Source organism: Sphingomonas sp. UBA978, from assembly GCF_002292295.1.
Lineage (GTDB): Bacteria > Pseudomonadota > Alphaproteobacteria > Sphingomonadales > Sphingomonadaceae > Sphingomonas.
On sequence record NZ_DBBS01000020.1, the window covers coordinates 241,736 to 257,215 of the forward strand.

Consider the following 15,480-nt stretch of genomic DNA (forward strand, 5'->3'; position numbering starts at 1 on the left):
ACCCATGACCACCGTCACCCCCGCCGTCAAAGCGATCCTCGACAAATATGAAGCGACCAGCCCCGCGGTGAAGGCGAACCTCGCCCGCATCCTGATGCAGGGCAAGCTGGGCGGCACCGGCAAGCTCGTCATCCTGCCGGTCGATCAGGGCTTCGAACATGGCCCGGCGCGCTCGTTCGCGGTCAATCCCCCCGCCTACGATCCCCATTATCACTATCAGATCGCGGTCGACGCCGGCCTGTCCGCCTATGCCGCACCGCTCGGACCGCTCGAGGCGGGCGCCGACACCTTCGCCGGCCAGATTCCGACGATCCTCAAGGTCAACAGCTCGAACAGCTGGGCGACCAGCATCGACCAGGCGGTGACCGCCAGCGTCGGCGACGCGCTGCGCCTCGGCTGCGCGGCGATCGGCTTTACCATCTATCCCGGCTCGGACGGCATCTTCGAACAGATGGAAGAGATCCGCGAGCTGAGCGAGGAAGCGAAGTCGGTCGGCATCGCCACCGTCATCTGGAGCTATCCGCGCGGCGGCAAGCTGTCGAAGGACGGCGAACTTGCGCTCGACGTCGGCGCCTATGCCGCGCACATGGCGGCGCTGCTCGGCGCGCACATCATCAAGGTGAAGCTGCCCTCGGCACATATCGAGCAGGACGAAGCCAAGAAGGCTTATGAGGGCACCGACTGGTCGAAGCAGTCGGATCGCGTCAAGCACGTCGTCCAGTCGAGCTTCGCCGGCCGCCGCATCGTCGTCTTCTCGGGCGGGGCCGCCAAGGGCAGCGATGCGGTCTATCAGGACGCGCGCGACATTCTGGCGGGCGGCGGCAACGGCTCGATCATCGGTCGCAACACCTTCCAGCGCAACCGCGAGGACGCGCTCGAGATGCTCGCCAAGATCATCGCCATCTACAAGGGCGAGGCGGCCTGATCCGATGACCGGGGCGGGGGACGGCAGCGGCGACGCGACCGACCTCCGCTTCGCCTATCATCGTGCCGTCGCGCCGATGATGTGGATGCTGGTCGCGTGCGGGACGGTCGAACTGCTTGTCACCCATGCGCTGATTGCTTTCTGGCATCCGACTGCGGCACTCATCGTCTCGCTGCTGACCCTGGTCGGGCTCGGCTGGCTGGTGCGGGGGCTGCTGCTGATGAAGCACCGGCCGGTCCTGCTCGGCCATGGCCGGCTGGTGATGCAGGTCGGGACGATCCGCCGCGTCGATGTTCCGCTCGATGCGATCGCCGGTATCCATCCGTCGATCGACATGCAGGCGGTCAAGCGGCGCTCCGTGCTCAACCTCGCGCTGCTCGCCTATCCGAACGTGGTCGTCGATCTCGTCGCGCCGCTGCCCGGCCGGCGGGGGATCGCGACGATCGCGCATCGCCTCGACGACCCGGCCGCTTTCGCAACCGCGCTGGAGCGGCTACGGGCGTCGTCATGACAGAAGACGATCCCCTCGGCCCGCTCGATCCCGATTTCGCTAGCCATTTCCAGCGGTCCGACCGCCGGCCGCCGTGCCAGCTCTATCTGGTCTCGCCGCTCGACGTGACCGGCGGGTTCGCCGACCGGCTGGCGCGGGCGCTCGATGCCGGGCCGGTCGCGGCGTTCCAGTTCCGCGTCAAGGACGTGGACCAGCATGCCGCCGCGACGCTCGCCGAACCGCTGCAGCGGATCTGCGCGGATCGTGAGGTCGCGTTCATCGTCAACGACAGCATCGCGCTCGCCAAGCGGCTGGGGGCGGACGGCGTCCATCTCGGTCAGGACGATGGCGACCCGCGCGAGGCGCGCGATATCCTCGGGCCGGACGTGCAGATCGGCGTCACCTGTCATGATAGCCGCCACCTCGCGATGGAGGCAGGCGAGCGCGGCGCGGACTATGTCGCATTCGGTGCCTTCTTCCCGACGACGACCAAGACGGTGGAGCATCAGCCCGATCCGTCGATCCTGTCCTGGTGGGCTTCGATGTTCGAGCTGCCGAGCGTCGCGATCGGCGGGATCACCCCGGTCAACGCGCCGGCATTGGTCAAGGCGGGGGCGGATTTCCTCGCCGTGTCGGGCGCGGTGTGGGGCGGCGACGAAGCTGCGGCCGTAAAGGCGTTCGCCGGGGTCCTCGCCAGATAGGCGTCCCCGACCCGCCGGGACCATCGTGCCGCTGCGACGAAACCTCCGCCCCCGCCGACCGTTCAGTCCGCAAGCGTAACGGTAAAAGGGACACGGCGGATGAAGGCGTTAGTCGCAACGGCACTCCTGGCGGGCGCCACGCTCGCCGCCCCGACGACGGCACAGGCGCCGCAGCCGGTCGATCGCAACATCCTCCACGTACAGGTCATCCTCGATTCGCTTGGCTTCGGTCCGGGCGTGCTCGACGGCAAGGGCGGGCAGTCGCTGACGGCCGCGTTGAAGGGGTTTCAGGAAGCCAAGGGGCTGCCGCGTACCGGTAAGCCCGATGCGGCGACGCTCCGTGCCCTCTATCCCTATCGGGCCAAGCGCCCGACCGCGCGCTTCGTGCTGACCCGCGAGGCGCTCGCCGGTCCGTACATCAATCCGCTTCCCAAGGATTATGGTGAGCAGGCGAAGCTGCCGACGATCGGCTATGCCACGCCGATGGAAAAGCTGGCGGAGATGTTCCACACCCAGCCCGCGGTCCTGATCGCGCTCAATTCGCCGACGACGCGGCTGAAGGTCGGCGACGCGATCACCGTCCCCAACGCGCTGCCCGCCTCGCGCGATTACGATCCCAAGCTGCCTGACCACTGGCGCCAGACGCTCAATATGCTCAACGTCGATGCGACCCAGCCGGTCGCCGATCACATCGTCGTCGACAAGTCCGACAGCGTCCTGCGCGTGCTCGACAAGGACGATCGCCTGATCGCGCAGTTCAGCGCGACGATGGGGTCGAAATACGATCCGCTGCCGCTCGGCACGTGGAAGATCAACGGCGCGGACTATAATCCGAAATTCCACTACAATCCCGCCTTGTTCTGGGATGCCAAGAAGGGCGACGAGAAGGAGATGCTGCCGCCCGGGCCGAACGGTCCGGTCGGCGTGGTCTGGCTCGACCTGTCGAAAGAGCATTACGGCATCCACGGCACGCCGCACCCGGAGCTGATCGGACGGACGGAGAGCCACGGCTGCATCCGCCTGACCAACTGGGACGCCGCCCGCCTCGCGCAGATGGTGAAGCCCGGGACCAAGGCGGTGTTCCAGGCGTGATGCGGGCCGGGGAGGTGCGCCGATGACCCGCCTCGGCTGGGGCATCCTCGCGCTCGTGCTGGTCGTCGTCGCCGCCTTCCTGTCGATGACCAGCTTCGGCACCGCGTCCCGCCGCTCCCTCCGCGTCGACGCCGCCGTCGGGGAGCCGCAGCCGGCACCCGACGCCGGCACGCTTGCCGTCCCCGTCGCGGGTGTAGCCCGCGGTACGATCGTCGACAGCTGGAACGACCCGCGTGGCGGCGGCAGTCGCGGCCATCACGGCACCGACATCCTCGCCCCCGCCGGCACGCCGGTGCTTGCTGCCGCAGCGGGCCGCGTCGAGAAGCTGTTCCAGTCCGGCCTCGGCGGCACCACCGTCTATATCCGCTCGCCCGACCGCCGCTGGATCTATTATTACGCGCATCTCGCAGGGTACGTGCCGGAGTTGCGGGAGGGCATGAGCGTCCGTGCCGGGCAGCAGATCGGCTATGTCGGCGATACCGGCGACGCCGGCCCCGGCAATTACCACCTCCATTTCGGCATGCAGCGGATGCGCCCCGACCAGCGCTGGTATCAGGGCGAGGACGTCAACCCCTACCCGATGCTTGCCGCCCGCGCCGCGCCACGATAAAGGACGCGACACCAAGGCGCGCGCTGACCTGCGCGCCGCAATCGCTCTTTCCTATAGGTTCAGACCATGAAGATCAGCGGCGTGGACATCCGTCCCGGCAACATCATCGAATATGAGGGCGGCATCTGGCGCGCCGTCAAGATCCAGCACACGCAGCCCGGCAAGGGCGGCGCGTACATGCAGGTCGAGATGAAGAACCTGATCGACGGTCGCAAGAACAACGTCCGCTTCCGCTCCGCCGAGACGGTCGAGCGCGTCCGCCTCGACACCAAGGATTTTCAGTTCCTGTTCCGCGACGGCGATGCGCTGACGTTCATGGACAAGGACAATTACGAACAGATCACGCTCGACGCCGGCATCCTCGGCGATGCCGCGGCGTTCCTGCAGGACGGCATGGACGTCGTGCTCGAGCTGTACGACGAGCGCCCGATCTCGGTCGAGCTGCCGAGCACGATCGAGGCGATGATCGTCGAGGCCGACGCGGTGGTGAAGGGGCAGACCGCCTCGTCCAGCTACAAGCCCGCGATCCTCGACAATGGCGTGCGCGTGATGGTGCCGCCGCATATCGGTGCCGGTACGAAGATCGTCGTCGACGTCTACGAACAGACCTACGTCCGCCGCGCGGACTGAGCCAACATCCCTCTCCCTGCGGGAGGGGGTGGTCGAGCGCAGCGAGGTCGGGCGAGGGCAGGGCCTTCGCCGATCCTCACCCTCCCACCGCCTGACCGCGGCGGGCCCAGTTGCGGGGTGGATCACACCCCGTGTAATCCAGGTCATGCCGGTGGCATGACCGACCCCGCAACTCTCTCCCGAACGGGAGAGGGGTAAAGAGAGCATCCCATGCCCAGCCATTCCGGCCTCTTCACCGTCATCGAACGCGCCGCCCGCAAGGCCGGCACGGCGCTGCGCCGCGACTTCAACGAGGTCCAGAACCTGCAGGTCAGCCGCAAGGGGCCGGCGGACTTCGTCTCGATCGCCGACAAGCGCGCCGAACAGACGCTCTACGAGGAACTGAGCCGTGCCCGCCCCGACTGGGGCTTCCTGATGGAAGAGGGCGGCGAGGTCGCGGGCGATCCGAACAAGCCGCGCTTCATCATCGATCCGCTCGATGGCACGTCCAACTTCCTCCACGGCATGCCGCATTTCGCGATCTCGATCGCGGTCGAGGAGCCGACGCCGTCGGGCAAGCGCGAGATCACCACCGGCCTCGTCTACCAACCGCTTACCGACGAGAGCTTCTGGGCTGAGAAGGGCCGGGGGGCATGGCTCACCGACCAGCGGCTGCGCGTCTCGGGGCGGCGTGACCTGTCGGAGGCGCTGATCGCCACCGGCATCCCGTTCCTCGGCCATGGCGATTTCGTCCAGTGGAGCCGTATCTTCGGCGCGATCGCCCCCGAAGTCGCCGGCATCCGTCGCTTCGGCGCGGCGGCGCTCGACCTCGCCTGGGTCGCCGCCGGTCGCTTCGACGGCTATTGGGAATCGGGCCTGAAGCCCTGGGACACCGCGGCCGGCATGCTGCTGGTCAAGGAGGCCGGCGGTTATGTCACCGATTTCCGCGGTGCCGATCGCGCGATGGAGCGCAACGAATTCCTCGCCGCCAACGACGGCCTGCACGTCAAGCTGCACAAGCTGGTGGCCGGCGCGCTGCGCTGACGCAGACGTCCTGTGCCCTCACCCGTGCGGCGAAGCCGGTGCAGGGGTGAGGGCAGGGGGAAGCCGGGCTAAGTCATTCACTCCCGCTTAATTGCGAGTGATTCTCACACCCTCCCGGCCTTGCCCGTGCCACCCCACGGGCCTAAAGCGACCCCATATCCTTCGCACCTGCGAGAAGCCCATTGGTCGATCTGTCGCAATACCTGCCAATCCTGCTGTTCCTGGGCATCGCCCTGGCGCTGTCGAGCACGTTCGTGTTCCTGCCCATGGTCGTCGCCCGCCTGACCGGCGCCGACAAGCCGAACGAACAGAAGCTGTCGGAATATGAATGCGGCTTCCCCGCGTTCGAGGACCCGCGCAGCCAGTTCGACGTGCGATTCTATCTCGTCGCCATCCTGTTCATCATCTTCGATCTCGAGGCCGCGTTCCTCTATCCGTGGGCCGTATCGGTGTTTAGCATCGGCTGGAGCGCCTGGATTTCGATGATGATCTTCATCGGCGAATTGGCCTTGGGCCTTGTCTACGCCTGGAAAAAGGGAGCGTTGGATTGGGAATGACACCCATGTCCGGACCCGTCGAACTCGATCGCCCGGCCACCGCCACGTCGCTGGTGCCGCCCGATCAGGGGTTTTTCGATAGCCTGAACGGCGAGCTGACCGACAAGGGCTTCCTCGTCACCTCGACCGAGGAGCTGTTCCAGTGGGCGCGTACCGGCTCGCTGTGGTGGATGACCTTCGGCCTCGCCTGCTGCGCGGTCGAGATGATCCACGTCAACATGCCGCGCTACGATCTCGAACGCTTCGGCGCCGCGCCGCGTGCGTCGCCGCGCCAGTCGGACGTGATGATCGTCGCGGGCACGCTGTGCAACAAGATGGCGCCCGCGCTCCGCAAGGTCTACGACCAGATGTCGGAGCCGAAATACGTCATCTCGATGGGCAGCTGCGCCAACGGTGGCGGCTATTATCACTATAGCTACAGTGTCGTGCGCGGCTGCGATCGCGTCGTGCCGGTCGACATCTACGTGCCCGGCTGCCCGCCGACCGCGGAGGCGTTGCTGTACGGCATCATGCAGTTGCAGCGGAAGATCCGCCGCGCCGGGAGCATCGAACGGTGAGGGCGCCCGCTCCCGCCTATGCGGCCGATCTCAACGGCGAGACGATCGAAACCGCGCGGATCGCGCTCGGCGCGGCGCTGATCGGCGCGGTCGACCAGGTCGGCGAGGTCGCGCTCTATGTCGAGCGTGAGGCGATCGTGACCGCGCTCACCGCGCTGCGCGACACGCCCGGCCTCGAATATCAGCAGCTGATGGAGATCGCCGGCGTCGATTATCCGGAGCGCCCCGAGCGCTTCGAGGTGGTCTATTGCCTGCTGTCGCTGACGCGCAACCATCGCCTGCACGTCCATGTCGCGACCGACGACGTCAAGCCGGTGCCGTCGGTGACGGGCATCTGGCCGGTCGCCGGCTGGCTGGAGCGCGAAGTGTACGACATGTACGGCGTGCTTTTCACCGGTAACGCCGACCTGCGCCGCATCCTCACCGATTACGGCTTCCGCGGCCATCCGCAACGCAAGGACTTCCCGCTCTCTGGCTTCGTCGAGATGCGCTATTCGGAAGAGCAGAAGCGCGTCGTCTACCAGCCGGTCAGCCTCGCGCAGGATTTCCGCAACTTCGACTTCCAGAGCCCTTGGGAAGGTGCGCAATACGTCCTTCCCGGCGACGAGAAGGGCATGGTGCCCGAGGCCAAGGGCGCGCCGACGCCGCTGAAGGCGGACGAGATCGTCAAGGCCGACGCGCCCGCGAAATCGCAGCCGGCAGCCGCGACGAACGAGCCGAAGACCACCGAAACCACCGCGCAGACCGGCGCCGGCGAACCCGATCCCGGCAACCAGCGGCAGGATAAGCCCAAGGATTCGGACGTCGTTCCGACCAAGGGCGGAGGACAGAACCAGTGAGCGACTATGTCGACGAACTGATGCACGTCACCGATGCGGCCGATCCGACCACCGGCGACGTCACCATATCGAACTATACGATCAACTTCGGTCCCCAGCATCCGGCGGCGCACGGCGTGCTGCGGCTGGTGATGGAGCTGGACGGCGAGATCATCGAGCGGATCGACCCGCACGTCGGCCTGCTGCATCGCGGCACCGAAAAACTGATCGAATACAAGACCTATGCGCAGGCGATCCCCTATTTCGATCGTCTCGATTACTGCTCGCCGATGTGCATGGAGCATACGTTCGTGCTGGCGATCGAGAAGCTGCTGGATATCGAGGTGCCGATCCGCGCCCAGTATCTGCGCGTCTTCTTCGCCGAGCTGACGCGTATCTCGAACCACATGCTCAACCTCGGCAGTCACGTGATGGACGTCGGTGCGATGACGCCGAACCTGTGGCTTTTCGAGATTCGCGAGGATTGCTACAATTTCTTCGAGCGCGCGTCGGGCGCGCGCATGCACCACAATTTTATGCGGCCGGGCGGCGTCCATCAGGACGTGCCGCTCAAGCTGCTGACCGACATCGCCGACTGGCTCGACACGCGCCTGCCGCGCCTGTTCGAGGATGCGATCAGCCTCGTCGCGGACAACCGCATCTTCAAGCAGCGCAACGTCGATATCGCGACGGTGAGCCGCGAAGATGCGATCGCCTGGGGCTTCTCGGGTCCGATGATCCGCGCCGCGGGCATCCCGTGGGACCTGCGCAAGTCGCAGCCTTACGACGTTTACGACCGGATGGAATTCGACATTCCGGTCGGCACCAGGGGCGATTGCTACGATCGCTTCATGGTGCGCGTCGAGGAGGTCCGCCAGTCCGCGCGGATCATGAAGCAGTGCCTGCGCGACATGCCGGAGGGGCCGATCGCCTCGACCGACCGCAAGGTGGTGCCGCCCAAGCGCGCCGAGATGAAGCAGTCGATGGAAGCGCTCATCCACCACTTCAAGCTCTACACCGAGGGCTATCACGTCCCCGCCGGCGAGGTATACGTCGCGACCGAGAGCCCGAAGGGCGAATTCGGCGTGTTCCTCGTCTCCGACGGTTCGAACAAGCCGTATCGCTGCAAGATCCGCCCGACCGCGTTCAGCCACCTGCAGGCGATGGACTTCATGTCCAGGGGCCACATGCTGGCGGATACGACCGCGATCCTCGGTGCGATGGATATCGTTTTTGGTGAATGTGACCGCTGATGGCTGAAGCACCCCAGATCCCCGACGAAGCAGAGACCCGCGCCCGCTGGGGCGGCTTCGCCTGGAACGAAGAGAACCAGCGCAAGGCGAACGAGATCCTGTCGCGCTACCCCAAGGGTCGCGAACAGTCGGCATCGATCCCGTTCCTCGACCTCGCGCAGCGGCAGGTCGGCAGCGAGACGCAGACGCAGGGCTGGCTGCCCGTGCCGGTGATCGAATTCGTCGCGCGCGCGATCGGCGTGCCGTATATGCGCGTGTACGAGGTCGCGACCTTCTACACGATGTTCAACCTCGCGCCGGTCGGCCGCTATCACGTCCAGGTCTGCGGCACGACGCCGTGCATGCTGCGCGGGTCGGACGACGTCCTCGCCGCCTGCAAGAACCGCGGGCTGGTGAAGGGCGGCACGACCCCCGACGGCCTGTTCACGCTGACCGAGGTCGAATGCCTCGGCACCTGCGCCAACGCGCCGATGGTCCAGATCAACGACGACAATTACGAAGACCTCGACTATGACCGCACCGTCGCGGTGCTCGAGGCACTCGCCAAGGGCGAGCAGCCGAAGACGGGGTCGACGATCGGTCGCCAGACCAGCTGCCCCGAGGGCGGCCCGACGACGCTGACCGCGATGGTCGATGCCAACCACGATTACCGGAGCGAGTGGGCATAATGGCCGAGGAAGCGGACATCCTGAACTTCATCGGTGAACAGTTTCGGCGGCTGAATGCGCGCTTCGACAAAAAGGATGTCGAGGATCTGGAAACGAAGATGCGCCTGTCGTCGATCGACGACCATCTCCCTGGCATGATGATGTCGGTGGCGGGAATTAACTCGCGGATCGACCGCGTCGAGGAACGCCTCGGCCGTGTCGAGCGCCGCCTCGATCTGACGGATGTACGCTGATGCTCGCCGACAAGGACCGCATCTTCACCAACGTCTACGGGTTCCAGCCCTGGAACCTCGAATCGGCGTTGAAGCGTGGCGACTGGGACAATACCAAGGCGCTGATGGCGCTCGGCCAGGACGCGATCATCGACGTCATCAAGGCGAGCGGCCTGCGCGGCCGTGGCGGTGCGGGCTTCCCGACCGGCACGAAATGGTCGTTCATGCCCAAGGAGCCGAAGCCGGACCGGCCGAACTTCCTCGTCATCAACGCCGACGAATCCGAACCCGGTTCGTGCAAGGACCGCGAGATCATCCGCCACGATCCGCACAAGCTGATCGAGGGTGCGCTGATCGCCGGTTATGCGATGCGCGCGCGCGCGGCCTATATCTACATCCGCGGCGAATATATCCGCGAGGCGGAAACGCTGTTCGCGGCGGTCGCCGAGGCGTACGACCGCGGCCTGATCGGCAAGAACGCCAGCGGCTCGGGCTATGACTTCGACGTCTTCGTCCACCGCGGCGCCGGCGCGTACATCTGCGGCGAAGAAACCGCGATGCTCGAAAGCCTCGAGGGCAAGAAGGGTCAGCCGCGGCTCAAGCCGCCGTTCCCGGCGGGCGCGGGCCTCTATGGCTGCCCGACGACGGTCAACAACGTCGAATCGATCGCGGTCGCGCCGACGATCCTGCGGCGCGGTGCCTCGTGGTTCTCGAGCTTCGGCCGCGAGAACAACAAGGGTACCAAGCTCTACCAGATCAGCGGTCACGTGAATAAGCCCTGCGTCGTCGAGGATGCGATGGGCCTGACCTTCCGCGAACTGATCGAGACGCATTGCGGCGGCATCCGCGGCGGCTGGGACAATCTGCTCGCGGTGATCCCGGGCGGATCGTCGGTGCCGTTGGTGCCGGCGAAGGATATCATCGACGCCCCGATGGACTTCGACGGGCTGAAAGCGGTCGGCTCCGGCCTCGGCACCGCGGCGGTGATCGTCATGGATAAGTCGACCGACATCGTCCGCGCGATCAGCCGCATCTCCTACTTCTACAAGCACGAGAGCTGCGGTCAGTGCACGCCGTGCCGCGAGGGCACCGGCTGGATGTGGCGCGTGATGGAGCGGCTGCGCACCGGCGATGCCGACATCGCGGAGATCGACACGCTGCACCAGGTGACCAAGCAGGTCGAGGGCCACACCATCTGCGCGCTCGGCGATGCGGCGGCCTGGCCGATCCAGGGCCTCATCCGCCACTTCCGCCCCGAACTGGAGCGCCGGATCAACGAACGTAGCGGCGGCGATCTGACGCCGATGCAGGAAGCTGCTGAATAATGCCCAAGCTGAAGGTAGACGGGATCGAGGTCGAGGTGCCGCAGGGCGCGACGGTCCTCCAGGCATGCGAAGCCGCGGGTAAGGAAATCCCGCGCTTCTGCTATCACGAGCGGCTGTCGATCGCCGGCAATTGCCGCATGTGCCTCGTCGAGGTGAAGCCGGGGCCGCCGAAGCCGCAGGCTTCGTGCGCACTGCCCGCCGCGGACAACCAGGAGGTGTTCACCACGACGCGGATGGTGAAGGCCGCGCGCGAAGGCGTGATGGAATTCCTGCTCATCAACCATCCGCTCGACTGCCCGATCTGCGATCAGGGCGGCGAATGCGACCTGCAGGACCAGTCGATGGCCTATGGCAAGGGCCATAGCCGCTACACCGAGAACAAGCGTGCCGTCACCGAGAAGTATATGGGGCCGATCGTCAAGACGATCATGACCCGTTGCATCCAGTGCACGCGCTGCGTCCGCTTCGCCGAGGAAGTCGCCGGGGTCGAGGAGATCGGTGCGATCTACCGCGGCGAGGACATGCAGATCACCTCCTATCTCGAACAGGCGGTGACCAGCGAACTCAGCGGCAACGTCGTCGACCTGTGTCCGGTCGGCGCGCTGACCAGCAAGCCCTACGCCTATGAGGCGCGGCCGTGGGAGCTCAAGAAGACGCTGACGATCGACGTGCAGGACGCGGTCGGCACCAACATTCGCCTCGACAGCCGCGGCCGTCAGGTGCTGCGCTGCGTTCCCCGCATCAACGAGGACGTCAACGAGGAGTGGGCGACGGACAAGACCCGCCATCACGTCGATGGTCTGGTCCGTCGCCGTCTCGACCGGCCCTATGTGCGTCGCGACGGCAAGCTGGCGCCGGTGAGCTGGGACGAGGCGTTCGCCGTCATCAAGACCAAGATCGATGCGGCGGGCTCGAACGTCGCGGCGGTCGCCGGCGACCTCGTCGATTGCGAGACGATGTACGCCGCCAAGTCCTTGCTGGCGAAGCTCGGCTCGTCGCTGCTCGAGGGGCGGCAGACGGGTATGGATTACGACACGTCCAGCCTCGCCGCGGTGAATTTCAACACGACGATCGCCGGCGTCGAGGAGGCGGACGCGATCCTGCTGGTCGGCACCAACCTGCGCTGGGAAGCGCCGCTGGTGAACACCCGCATCCGCAAGGCGATCAAGAAGGGCGCGAAGGTCTTCGCGATCGGGCCGGAAACCGAGCTGACCTACAAGGTCGAATGGCTCGGTGAGGATCTGTCGCTGCTCGGCAACCTGCCGGAGGCGGCCGCGCAGCGGTTCACCGACGCGAGCAAGCCGATGGTCATCGTCGGTGGTGGCGCGCTGAAGGGCGGCCATGGCGCCGCGCTGGCCTTCGCGCGGCAGTTCAACCTCGTCCGCGAGGGCTGGAACGGCTTCAACGTCGTCCATATGGCGGCGAGCCGCATGGGCGGGCTGATGCTGGGCTATGCGCAGAAGGGCGGCATCGCCGACCTGACCGGCGCCGGCGTCACCTTCTTCCTCGGCGCCGACGAGGTCGATTACGGCCGTTTCGCCGGGTTAAAGGTCTATATCGGCCATCATGGCGACACGGGCGCGCACCATGCCGACGTGATCCTGCCGGGTTCGACCTATGCCGAAAAGTCCGGCACCTGGGTCAATCTCGAGGGGCGCGTCCAGCGCGGCGAGCGTGCGGTGTTCGCACCGGGCGACGCGCGCGAGGATTGGGCGATCCTGCGTGCGCTGTCCGACGTGCTTGGCCACACGCTGCCGTTCGACAGCCTTGCCGGGCTGCGCGAGGCGATGGGCGCGGACGTGCCGGCGCTGCGCGCGCCGGGTCTGGCCAGCTTCGACTGGAACCCGCCGGCGCTCGACGCGGCCGGGCAGGGCAGCCTGTCGGGCTATCCGATCAAGGATTTCTATCTGACCAACGCCATCTGCCGGGCGTCGCCGACGATGCAGCGCTGTTCGGCGGAACTGGTCCATGGCGAGACGTTCGCGGAGGCCGCGGAGTGACCGACTTCTTCAATTCCACCGTCGGCATGTCCTACGAATGGGCGTGGTTCACCGCGACGATCGTCGGCATCCTCGTGATCGCGCTGCCGCTGATGCTGGCGGTGGCAATGATAATCTACGCCGATCGCAAGATCTGGGCGGCGATGGCGCTGCGCCGGGGCCCGAACGTGGTCGGGCCGTTTGGTCTTCTCCAGTCGTTCGCCGACGGGCTCAAGGTGTTCCTGCAGGAGACCATCGTCCCCGCCGCCGCCAACCGCGGCCTGTTCCTGATGGCGCCGATCATCACCTTCACCGTCGCGCTGATCGTCTGGGCGGTGATCCCCTTCGGTGCGGGCGTGGTGCTCGCCGACATCAACGTCGGCCTGCTCTACGTGCTCGCGGCGTCGTCGCTCGGCGTCTACGGCATCATCCTGTCGGGATGGGCGTCGAACTCGAAATATCCCTTCTATTCCGCGCTGCGCGCCGCGGCGCAGATGGTCAGCTACGAGGTCGCGCTCGGCTTCGTCCTCATCACCGTCGTGCTCTGGGCGGGGACGTTCAACCTGTCCGCCATCGTCATGGCGCAGAAGGCGATCTATTCGTGGCTGCCGGTCAACGGCTTCGGCTTCAACCCGCTGCTGTTCCCGATGAGCATCGTCTTCCTGATCTCCGGCATGGCCGAAACCGGCCGCGCGCCGTTCGACCTGACCGAGGCGGAATCGGAACTCGTCGCGGGTTACCAGACCGAATACAGCTCGATGAGCTTCGCGCTCTTCTGGCTCGGCGAATATGCCAACGTGCTGCTGATGTGCGCGCTCAACGCGACGCTGTTCTGGGGCGGGTGGCTGCCGCCGATCGACTGGGCGCCGCTCTATTACGTGCCGGGCATCATCTGGCTGTTCGCGAAGATCCTGTTCTTCTTCTTCGTGTTCAGCTGGGTGAAGGCGACCGTACCGCGCTACCGCTACGACCAGCTGATGCGGCTGGGGTGGAAGATCTTCCTGCCGCTGTCGCTGTTCTGGGTGTTTCTGGTGTCGGGCGTCCTGATGTGGATGCGGGTCGGGCTGTGAGCCACGTCTCCACCTGGCTTTCGCATCGCGGGTTTGACCCGCAGGCAGTGTACCGGCGTACGCTTGGCGGCGTCGTCATCGGATTGACGGTCGTATCGATCGATCGAATATTGGGGTTTGGGTCTTGAGCGTCGCACAGATCATCAAGTCGTTCACGCTGTGGGAGTTCGTGAAGGCGCACGCCCTCACGCTGCGGTATTTCTTCAAGCCCAAGGCGACGATCAACTACCCGTACGAACGCAACCCGATCAGCCCGCGCTTCCGCGGCGAGCATGCCCTGCGTCGCTATCCGAACGGCGAGGAACGCTGCATCGCATGCAAACTGTGCGAGGCGGTGTGCCCGGCGCAGGCGATCACGATCGAGGCCGAACCGCGCGACGACGGCAGCCGCCGCACGACACGCTACGACATCGACATGACCAAGTGCATCTATTGCGGCCTGTGTCAGGAAGCATGCCCGGTCGACGCGATCGTCGAGGGGCCGAACTACGAATATGCGACCGAAACCCGCGAGGAGCTCATCTACGACAAGGCGAAGCTGCTCGATAACGGTGACCGCTGGGAAAGCGCGATCGCGGCGAACCTTGCCGCCGATGCGCCCTACCGTTAATGCGCGCCGCACTCGATTCAGGGCTTAGGGGGCCGACCCAATCGTGATTCAGGCAATTGCCTTTTACCTGTTCGCCATCGTGGTGATCGGATCGGGCGCGATGACGATCTCGTCGCGCAATCCGGTGCATTCGGTGATGTGGCTGATCCTCGCGTTCTTCAACGCCGCGGGGCTGATGGTGCTCGTCGGTGCGGAATTCATCGCGATGCTGCTCGTCATCGTCTATGTCGGCGCCGTCGCGGTGCTGTTCCTGTTCGTCGTCATGATGCTGGACATCGAGGTCGCGCAGCTGCGCGCCGGCGTCGCGCAATATGCCGCTCTGGGCCTTGCGCTTGCGGTGGCGCTGGCGGCGGAGATTCTGATCGGCATCGGCGCCTGGAGCGCGGGCGGCCTCAAGATCAGCCAGCGTATCGCGCCGATCGATACGGCGGTGCCGAACGTGCAGGCGATGGGGCAGCTGCTCTACACGCGCTATCTCTTCGTGTTCGAGGCAGCGGGCTTCGTCCTGCTCGTCGCGATGATCGGTGCGATCGTGCTGACGCATCGCCAGCGTGGCGGGGTGCGCGCGCAGTCGCCATCCCGTCAGATCGCGCGCCGTCCCGAGGATGCGACGCGCAACGTCCAGCCGCCGGTCGGTCAGGGGGTCCAGCTGTGATCGGTCTTACCCATTATCTCGTCGTCGCGGCGGTGCTGTTCACGATGGGCGTGCTCGGCATCTTCCTCAACCGGAAGAACCTGATCGTCATCCTGATGGCGATCGAACTGATCCTGCTCGCGGTGAACCTCAACCTCGTCGCCTTCTCCGCGTATCTCCACGACCTGGTCGGCCAGATCTTCGCGATGTTCGTGTTGACCGTCGCCGCCGGCGAGGCGGCGATCGGGCTGGCGATCCTGGTGATCTATTTCCGTGGCCGCGGCACCATCGCGGTCGACGACGTCAATCGGATGAAGGGCTAAACA

Annotated in this window: 19 protein-coding genes; all 19 read left to right on the forward strand. The window is 65.9% G+C overall.

Features of this window, described 5'->3' with window-relative positions; translation table 11 throughout:
* Positions 1–4: 4 nt before the first annotated feature.
* The 19 genes from B2515_RS13670 to nuoK all read left to right on the forward strand — a co-directional run bounded on the left by B2515_RS13670 (position 5) and on the right by nuoK (position 15,477).
* Positions 5–925: a class I fructose-bisphosphate aldolase gene (locus B2515_RS13670; RefSeq protein ID WP_293877168.1), complete on the forward strand. Its 921-nt coding sequence runs from the start codon at positions 5–7 to the stop codon at positions 923–925.
* Positions 926–929: 4 nt separating this feature from the next.
* Positions 930–1,436, forward strand: a complete 507-nt coding sequence (locus B2515_RS13675) for a hypothetical protein (RefSeq protein WP_293877169.1) — start codon at positions 930–932, stop codon at positions 1,434–1,436.
* Positions 1,433–2,116 (forward strand): thiamine phosphate synthase, encoded by a 684-nt coding sequence (gene thiE / locus B2515_RS13680; protein WP_293877170.1) that lies wholly within the window; start codon positions 1,433–1,435, stop codon positions 2,114–2,116. Before B2515_RS13675 ends, thiE begins: the two co-directional genes overlap by 4 nt.
* Before the next feature lie 99 nt (positions 2,117–2,215).
* A complete protein-coding gene (locus tag B2515_RS13685; protein ID WP_293877172.1) occupies positions 2,216–3,208 on the forward strand; it encodes a L,D-transpeptidase family protein in 993 nt (330 codons plus the stop codon).
* Positions 3,209–3,230: 22 nt separating this feature from the next.
* Positions 3,231–3,818, forward strand: coding sequence for a M23 family metallopeptidase (locus B2515_RS13690; protein ID WP_293877174.1), 588 nt, complete (start codon positions 3,231–3,233; stop codon positions 3,816–3,818).
* 66 nt (positions 3,819–3,884) lie between these two features.
* Positions 3,885–4,448, forward strand: coding sequence for an elongation factor P (efp, locus tag B2515_RS13695; RefSeq protein WP_293877175.1), 564 nt, complete (start codon positions 3,885–3,887; stop codon positions 4,446–4,448).
* A gap of 210 nt (positions 4,449–4,658) precedes the next feature.
* Positions 4,659–5,471 (forward strand): inositol monophosphatase family protein, encoded by an 813-nt coding sequence (locus tag B2515_RS13700; RefSeq protein ID WP_293877177.1) that lies wholly within the window; start codon positions 4,659–4,661, stop codon positions 5,469–5,471.
* A gap of 182 nt (positions 5,472–5,653) precedes the next feature.
* Positions 5,654–6,028, forward strand: coding sequence for an NADH-quinone oxidoreductase subunit A (gene ndhC, locus B2515_RS13705; RefSeq protein WP_293877179.1), 375 nt, complete (start codon positions 5,654–5,656; stop codon positions 6,026–6,028).
* 5 nt (positions 6,029–6,033) lie between these two features.
* Positions 6,034–6,585: a NuoB/complex I 20 kDa subunit family protein gene (locus tag B2515_RS13710; protein ID WP_293877181.1), complete on the forward strand. Its 552-nt coding sequence runs from the start codon at positions 6,034–6,036 to the stop codon at positions 6,583–6,585.
* The gene (locus tag B2515_RS13715; RefSeq protein ID WP_293877182.1) at positions 6,582–7,424 is read left to right on the forward strand and encodes an NADH-quinone oxidoreductase subunit C; all 843 of its coding nucleotides are present in this window, start codon (positions 6,582–6,584) and stop codon (positions 7,422–7,424) included. The genes B2515_RS13710 and B2515_RS13715 overlap by 4 nt, the downstream gene beginning before the upstream one ends.
* A gap of 20 nt (positions 7,425–7,444) precedes the next feature.
* Complete coding sequence (locus tag B2515_RS13720) at positions 7,445–8,656, forward strand: NADH-quinone oxidoreductase subunit D (protein ID WP_414711407.1); 1,212 nt, start codon at positions 7,445–7,447, stop codon at positions 8,654–8,656.
* Complete coding sequence (locus B2515_RS13725; protein WP_293877184.1) at positions 8,656–9,324, forward strand: complex I 24 kDa subunit family protein; 669 nt, start codon at positions 8,656–8,658, stop codon at positions 9,322–9,324. Before B2515_RS13720 ends, B2515_RS13725 begins: the two co-directional genes overlap by 1 nt.
* Positions 9,324–9,557, forward strand: coding sequence for a hypothetical protein (locus tag B2515_RS13730; protein WP_293877186.1), 234 nt, complete (start codon positions 9,324–9,326; stop codon positions 9,555–9,557). The genes B2515_RS13725 and B2515_RS13730 overlap by 1 nt, the downstream gene beginning before the upstream one ends.
* On the forward strand, positions 9,557–10,861 hold the full coding sequence (nuoF, locus tag B2515_RS13735; protein WP_293877189.1) for an NADH-quinone oxidoreductase subunit NuoF: 1,305 nt from the start codon (positions 9,557–9,559) through the stop codon (positions 10,859–10,861). Before B2515_RS13730 ends, nuoF begins: the two co-directional genes overlap by 1 nt.
* Positions 10,861–12,861 carry an NADH-quinone oxidoreductase subunit NuoG gene (gene nuoG, locus B2515_RS13740; RefSeq protein WP_293877191.1) on the forward strand — a complete coding sequence of 667 codons (2,001 nt, stop codon included), beginning with the start codon at positions 10,861–10,863 and terminating at the stop codon, positions 12,859–12,861. The genes nuoF and nuoG overlap by 1 nt, the downstream gene beginning before the upstream one ends.
* 26 nt (positions 12,862–12,887) lie before the next feature.
* Entirely contained in the window at positions 12,888–13,910 is a 1,023-nt protein-coding gene (gene nuoH, locus B2515_RS13745) for an NADH-quinone oxidoreductase subunit NuoH (RefSeq protein WP_293877648.1), read from the forward strand.
* A gap of 124 nt (positions 13,911–14,034) precedes the next feature.
* Entirely contained in the window at positions 14,035–14,520 is a 486-nt protein-coding gene (nuoI, locus tag B2515_RS13750; RefSeq protein ID WP_293877193.1) for an NADH-quinone oxidoreductase subunit NuoI, read from the forward strand.
* 43 nt (positions 14,521–14,563) lie between these two features.
* The gene (locus B2515_RS13755) at positions 14,564–15,175 is read left to right on the forward strand and encodes an NADH-quinone oxidoreductase subunit J (RefSeq protein WP_293877195.1); all 612 of its coding nucleotides are present in this window, start codon (positions 14,564–14,566) and stop codon (positions 15,173–15,175) included.
* Positions 15,172–15,477: an NADH-quinone oxidoreductase subunit NuoK gene (gene nuoK, locus B2515_RS13760; protein WP_293877197.1), complete on the forward strand. Its 306-nt coding sequence runs from the start codon at positions 15,172–15,174 to the stop codon at positions 15,475–15,477. The genes B2515_RS13755 and nuoK overlap by 4 nt, the downstream gene beginning before the upstream one ends.
* The last annotated feature ends 3 nt before the right edge of the window (positions 15,478–15,480 follow it).

Bases quoted from the DNA above. Each gene is read 5' to 3' on its own strand.
- B2515_RS13725 (WP_293877184.1), top strand. From the start codon at position 8,656: ATGGCTGAAGCACCCCAGATCCCCGACGAAGCAGAGACCCGCGCCCGC.
- nuoG (WP_293877191.1), top strand. From the start codon at position 10,861: ATGCCCAAGCTGAAGGTAGACGGGATCGAGGTCGAGGTGCCGCAGGGC.
- efp (WP_293877175.1), top strand. From the start codon at position 3,885: ATGAAGATCAGCGGCGTGGACATCCGTCCCGGCAACATCATCGAATAT.
- B2515_RS13730 (WP_293877186.1), top strand. From the start codon at position 9,324: ATGGCCGAGGAAGCGGACATCCTGAACTTCATCGGTGAACAGTTTCGG.
- nuoF (WP_293877189.1), top strand. From the start codon at position 9,557: ATGCTCGCCGACAAGGACCGCATCTTCACCAACGTCTACGGGTTCCAG.
- B2515_RS13685 (WP_293877172.1), top strand. From the start codon at position 2,216: ATGAAGGCGTTAGTCGCAACGGCACTCCTGGCGGGCGCCACGCTCGCC.
- B2515_RS13675 (WP_293877169.1), top strand. From the start codon at position 930: ATGACCGGGGCGGGGGACGGCAGCGGCGACGCGACCGACCTCCGCTTC.
- B2515_RS13670 (WP_293877168.1), top strand. From the start codon at position 5: ATGACCACCGTCACCCCCGCCGTCAAAGCGATCCTCGACAAATATGAA.
- B2515_RS13720 (WP_414711407.1), top strand. From the start codon at position 7,445: ATGCACGTCACCGATGCGGCCGATCCGACCACCGGCGACGTCACCATA.
- thiE (WP_293877170.1), top strand. From the start codon at position 1,433: ATGACAGAAGACGATCCCCTCGGCCCGCTCGATCCCGATTTCGCTAGC.
- B2515_RS13700 (WP_293877177.1), top strand. From the start codon at position 4,659: ATGCCCAGCCATTCCGGCCTCTTCACCGTCATCGAACGCGCCGCCCGC.
- nuoH (WP_293877648.1), top strand. From the start codon at position 12,888: ATGTCCTACGAATGGGCGTGGTTCACCGCGACGATCGTCGGCATCCTC.
- B2515_RS13710 (WP_293877181.1), top strand. From the start codon at position 6,034: ATGTCCGGACCCGTCGAACTCGATCGCCCGGCCACCGCCACGTCGCTG.
- B2515_RS13690 (WP_293877174.1), top strand. From the start codon at position 3,231: ATGACCCGCCTCGGCTGGGGCATCCTCGCGCTCGTGCTGGTCGTCGTC.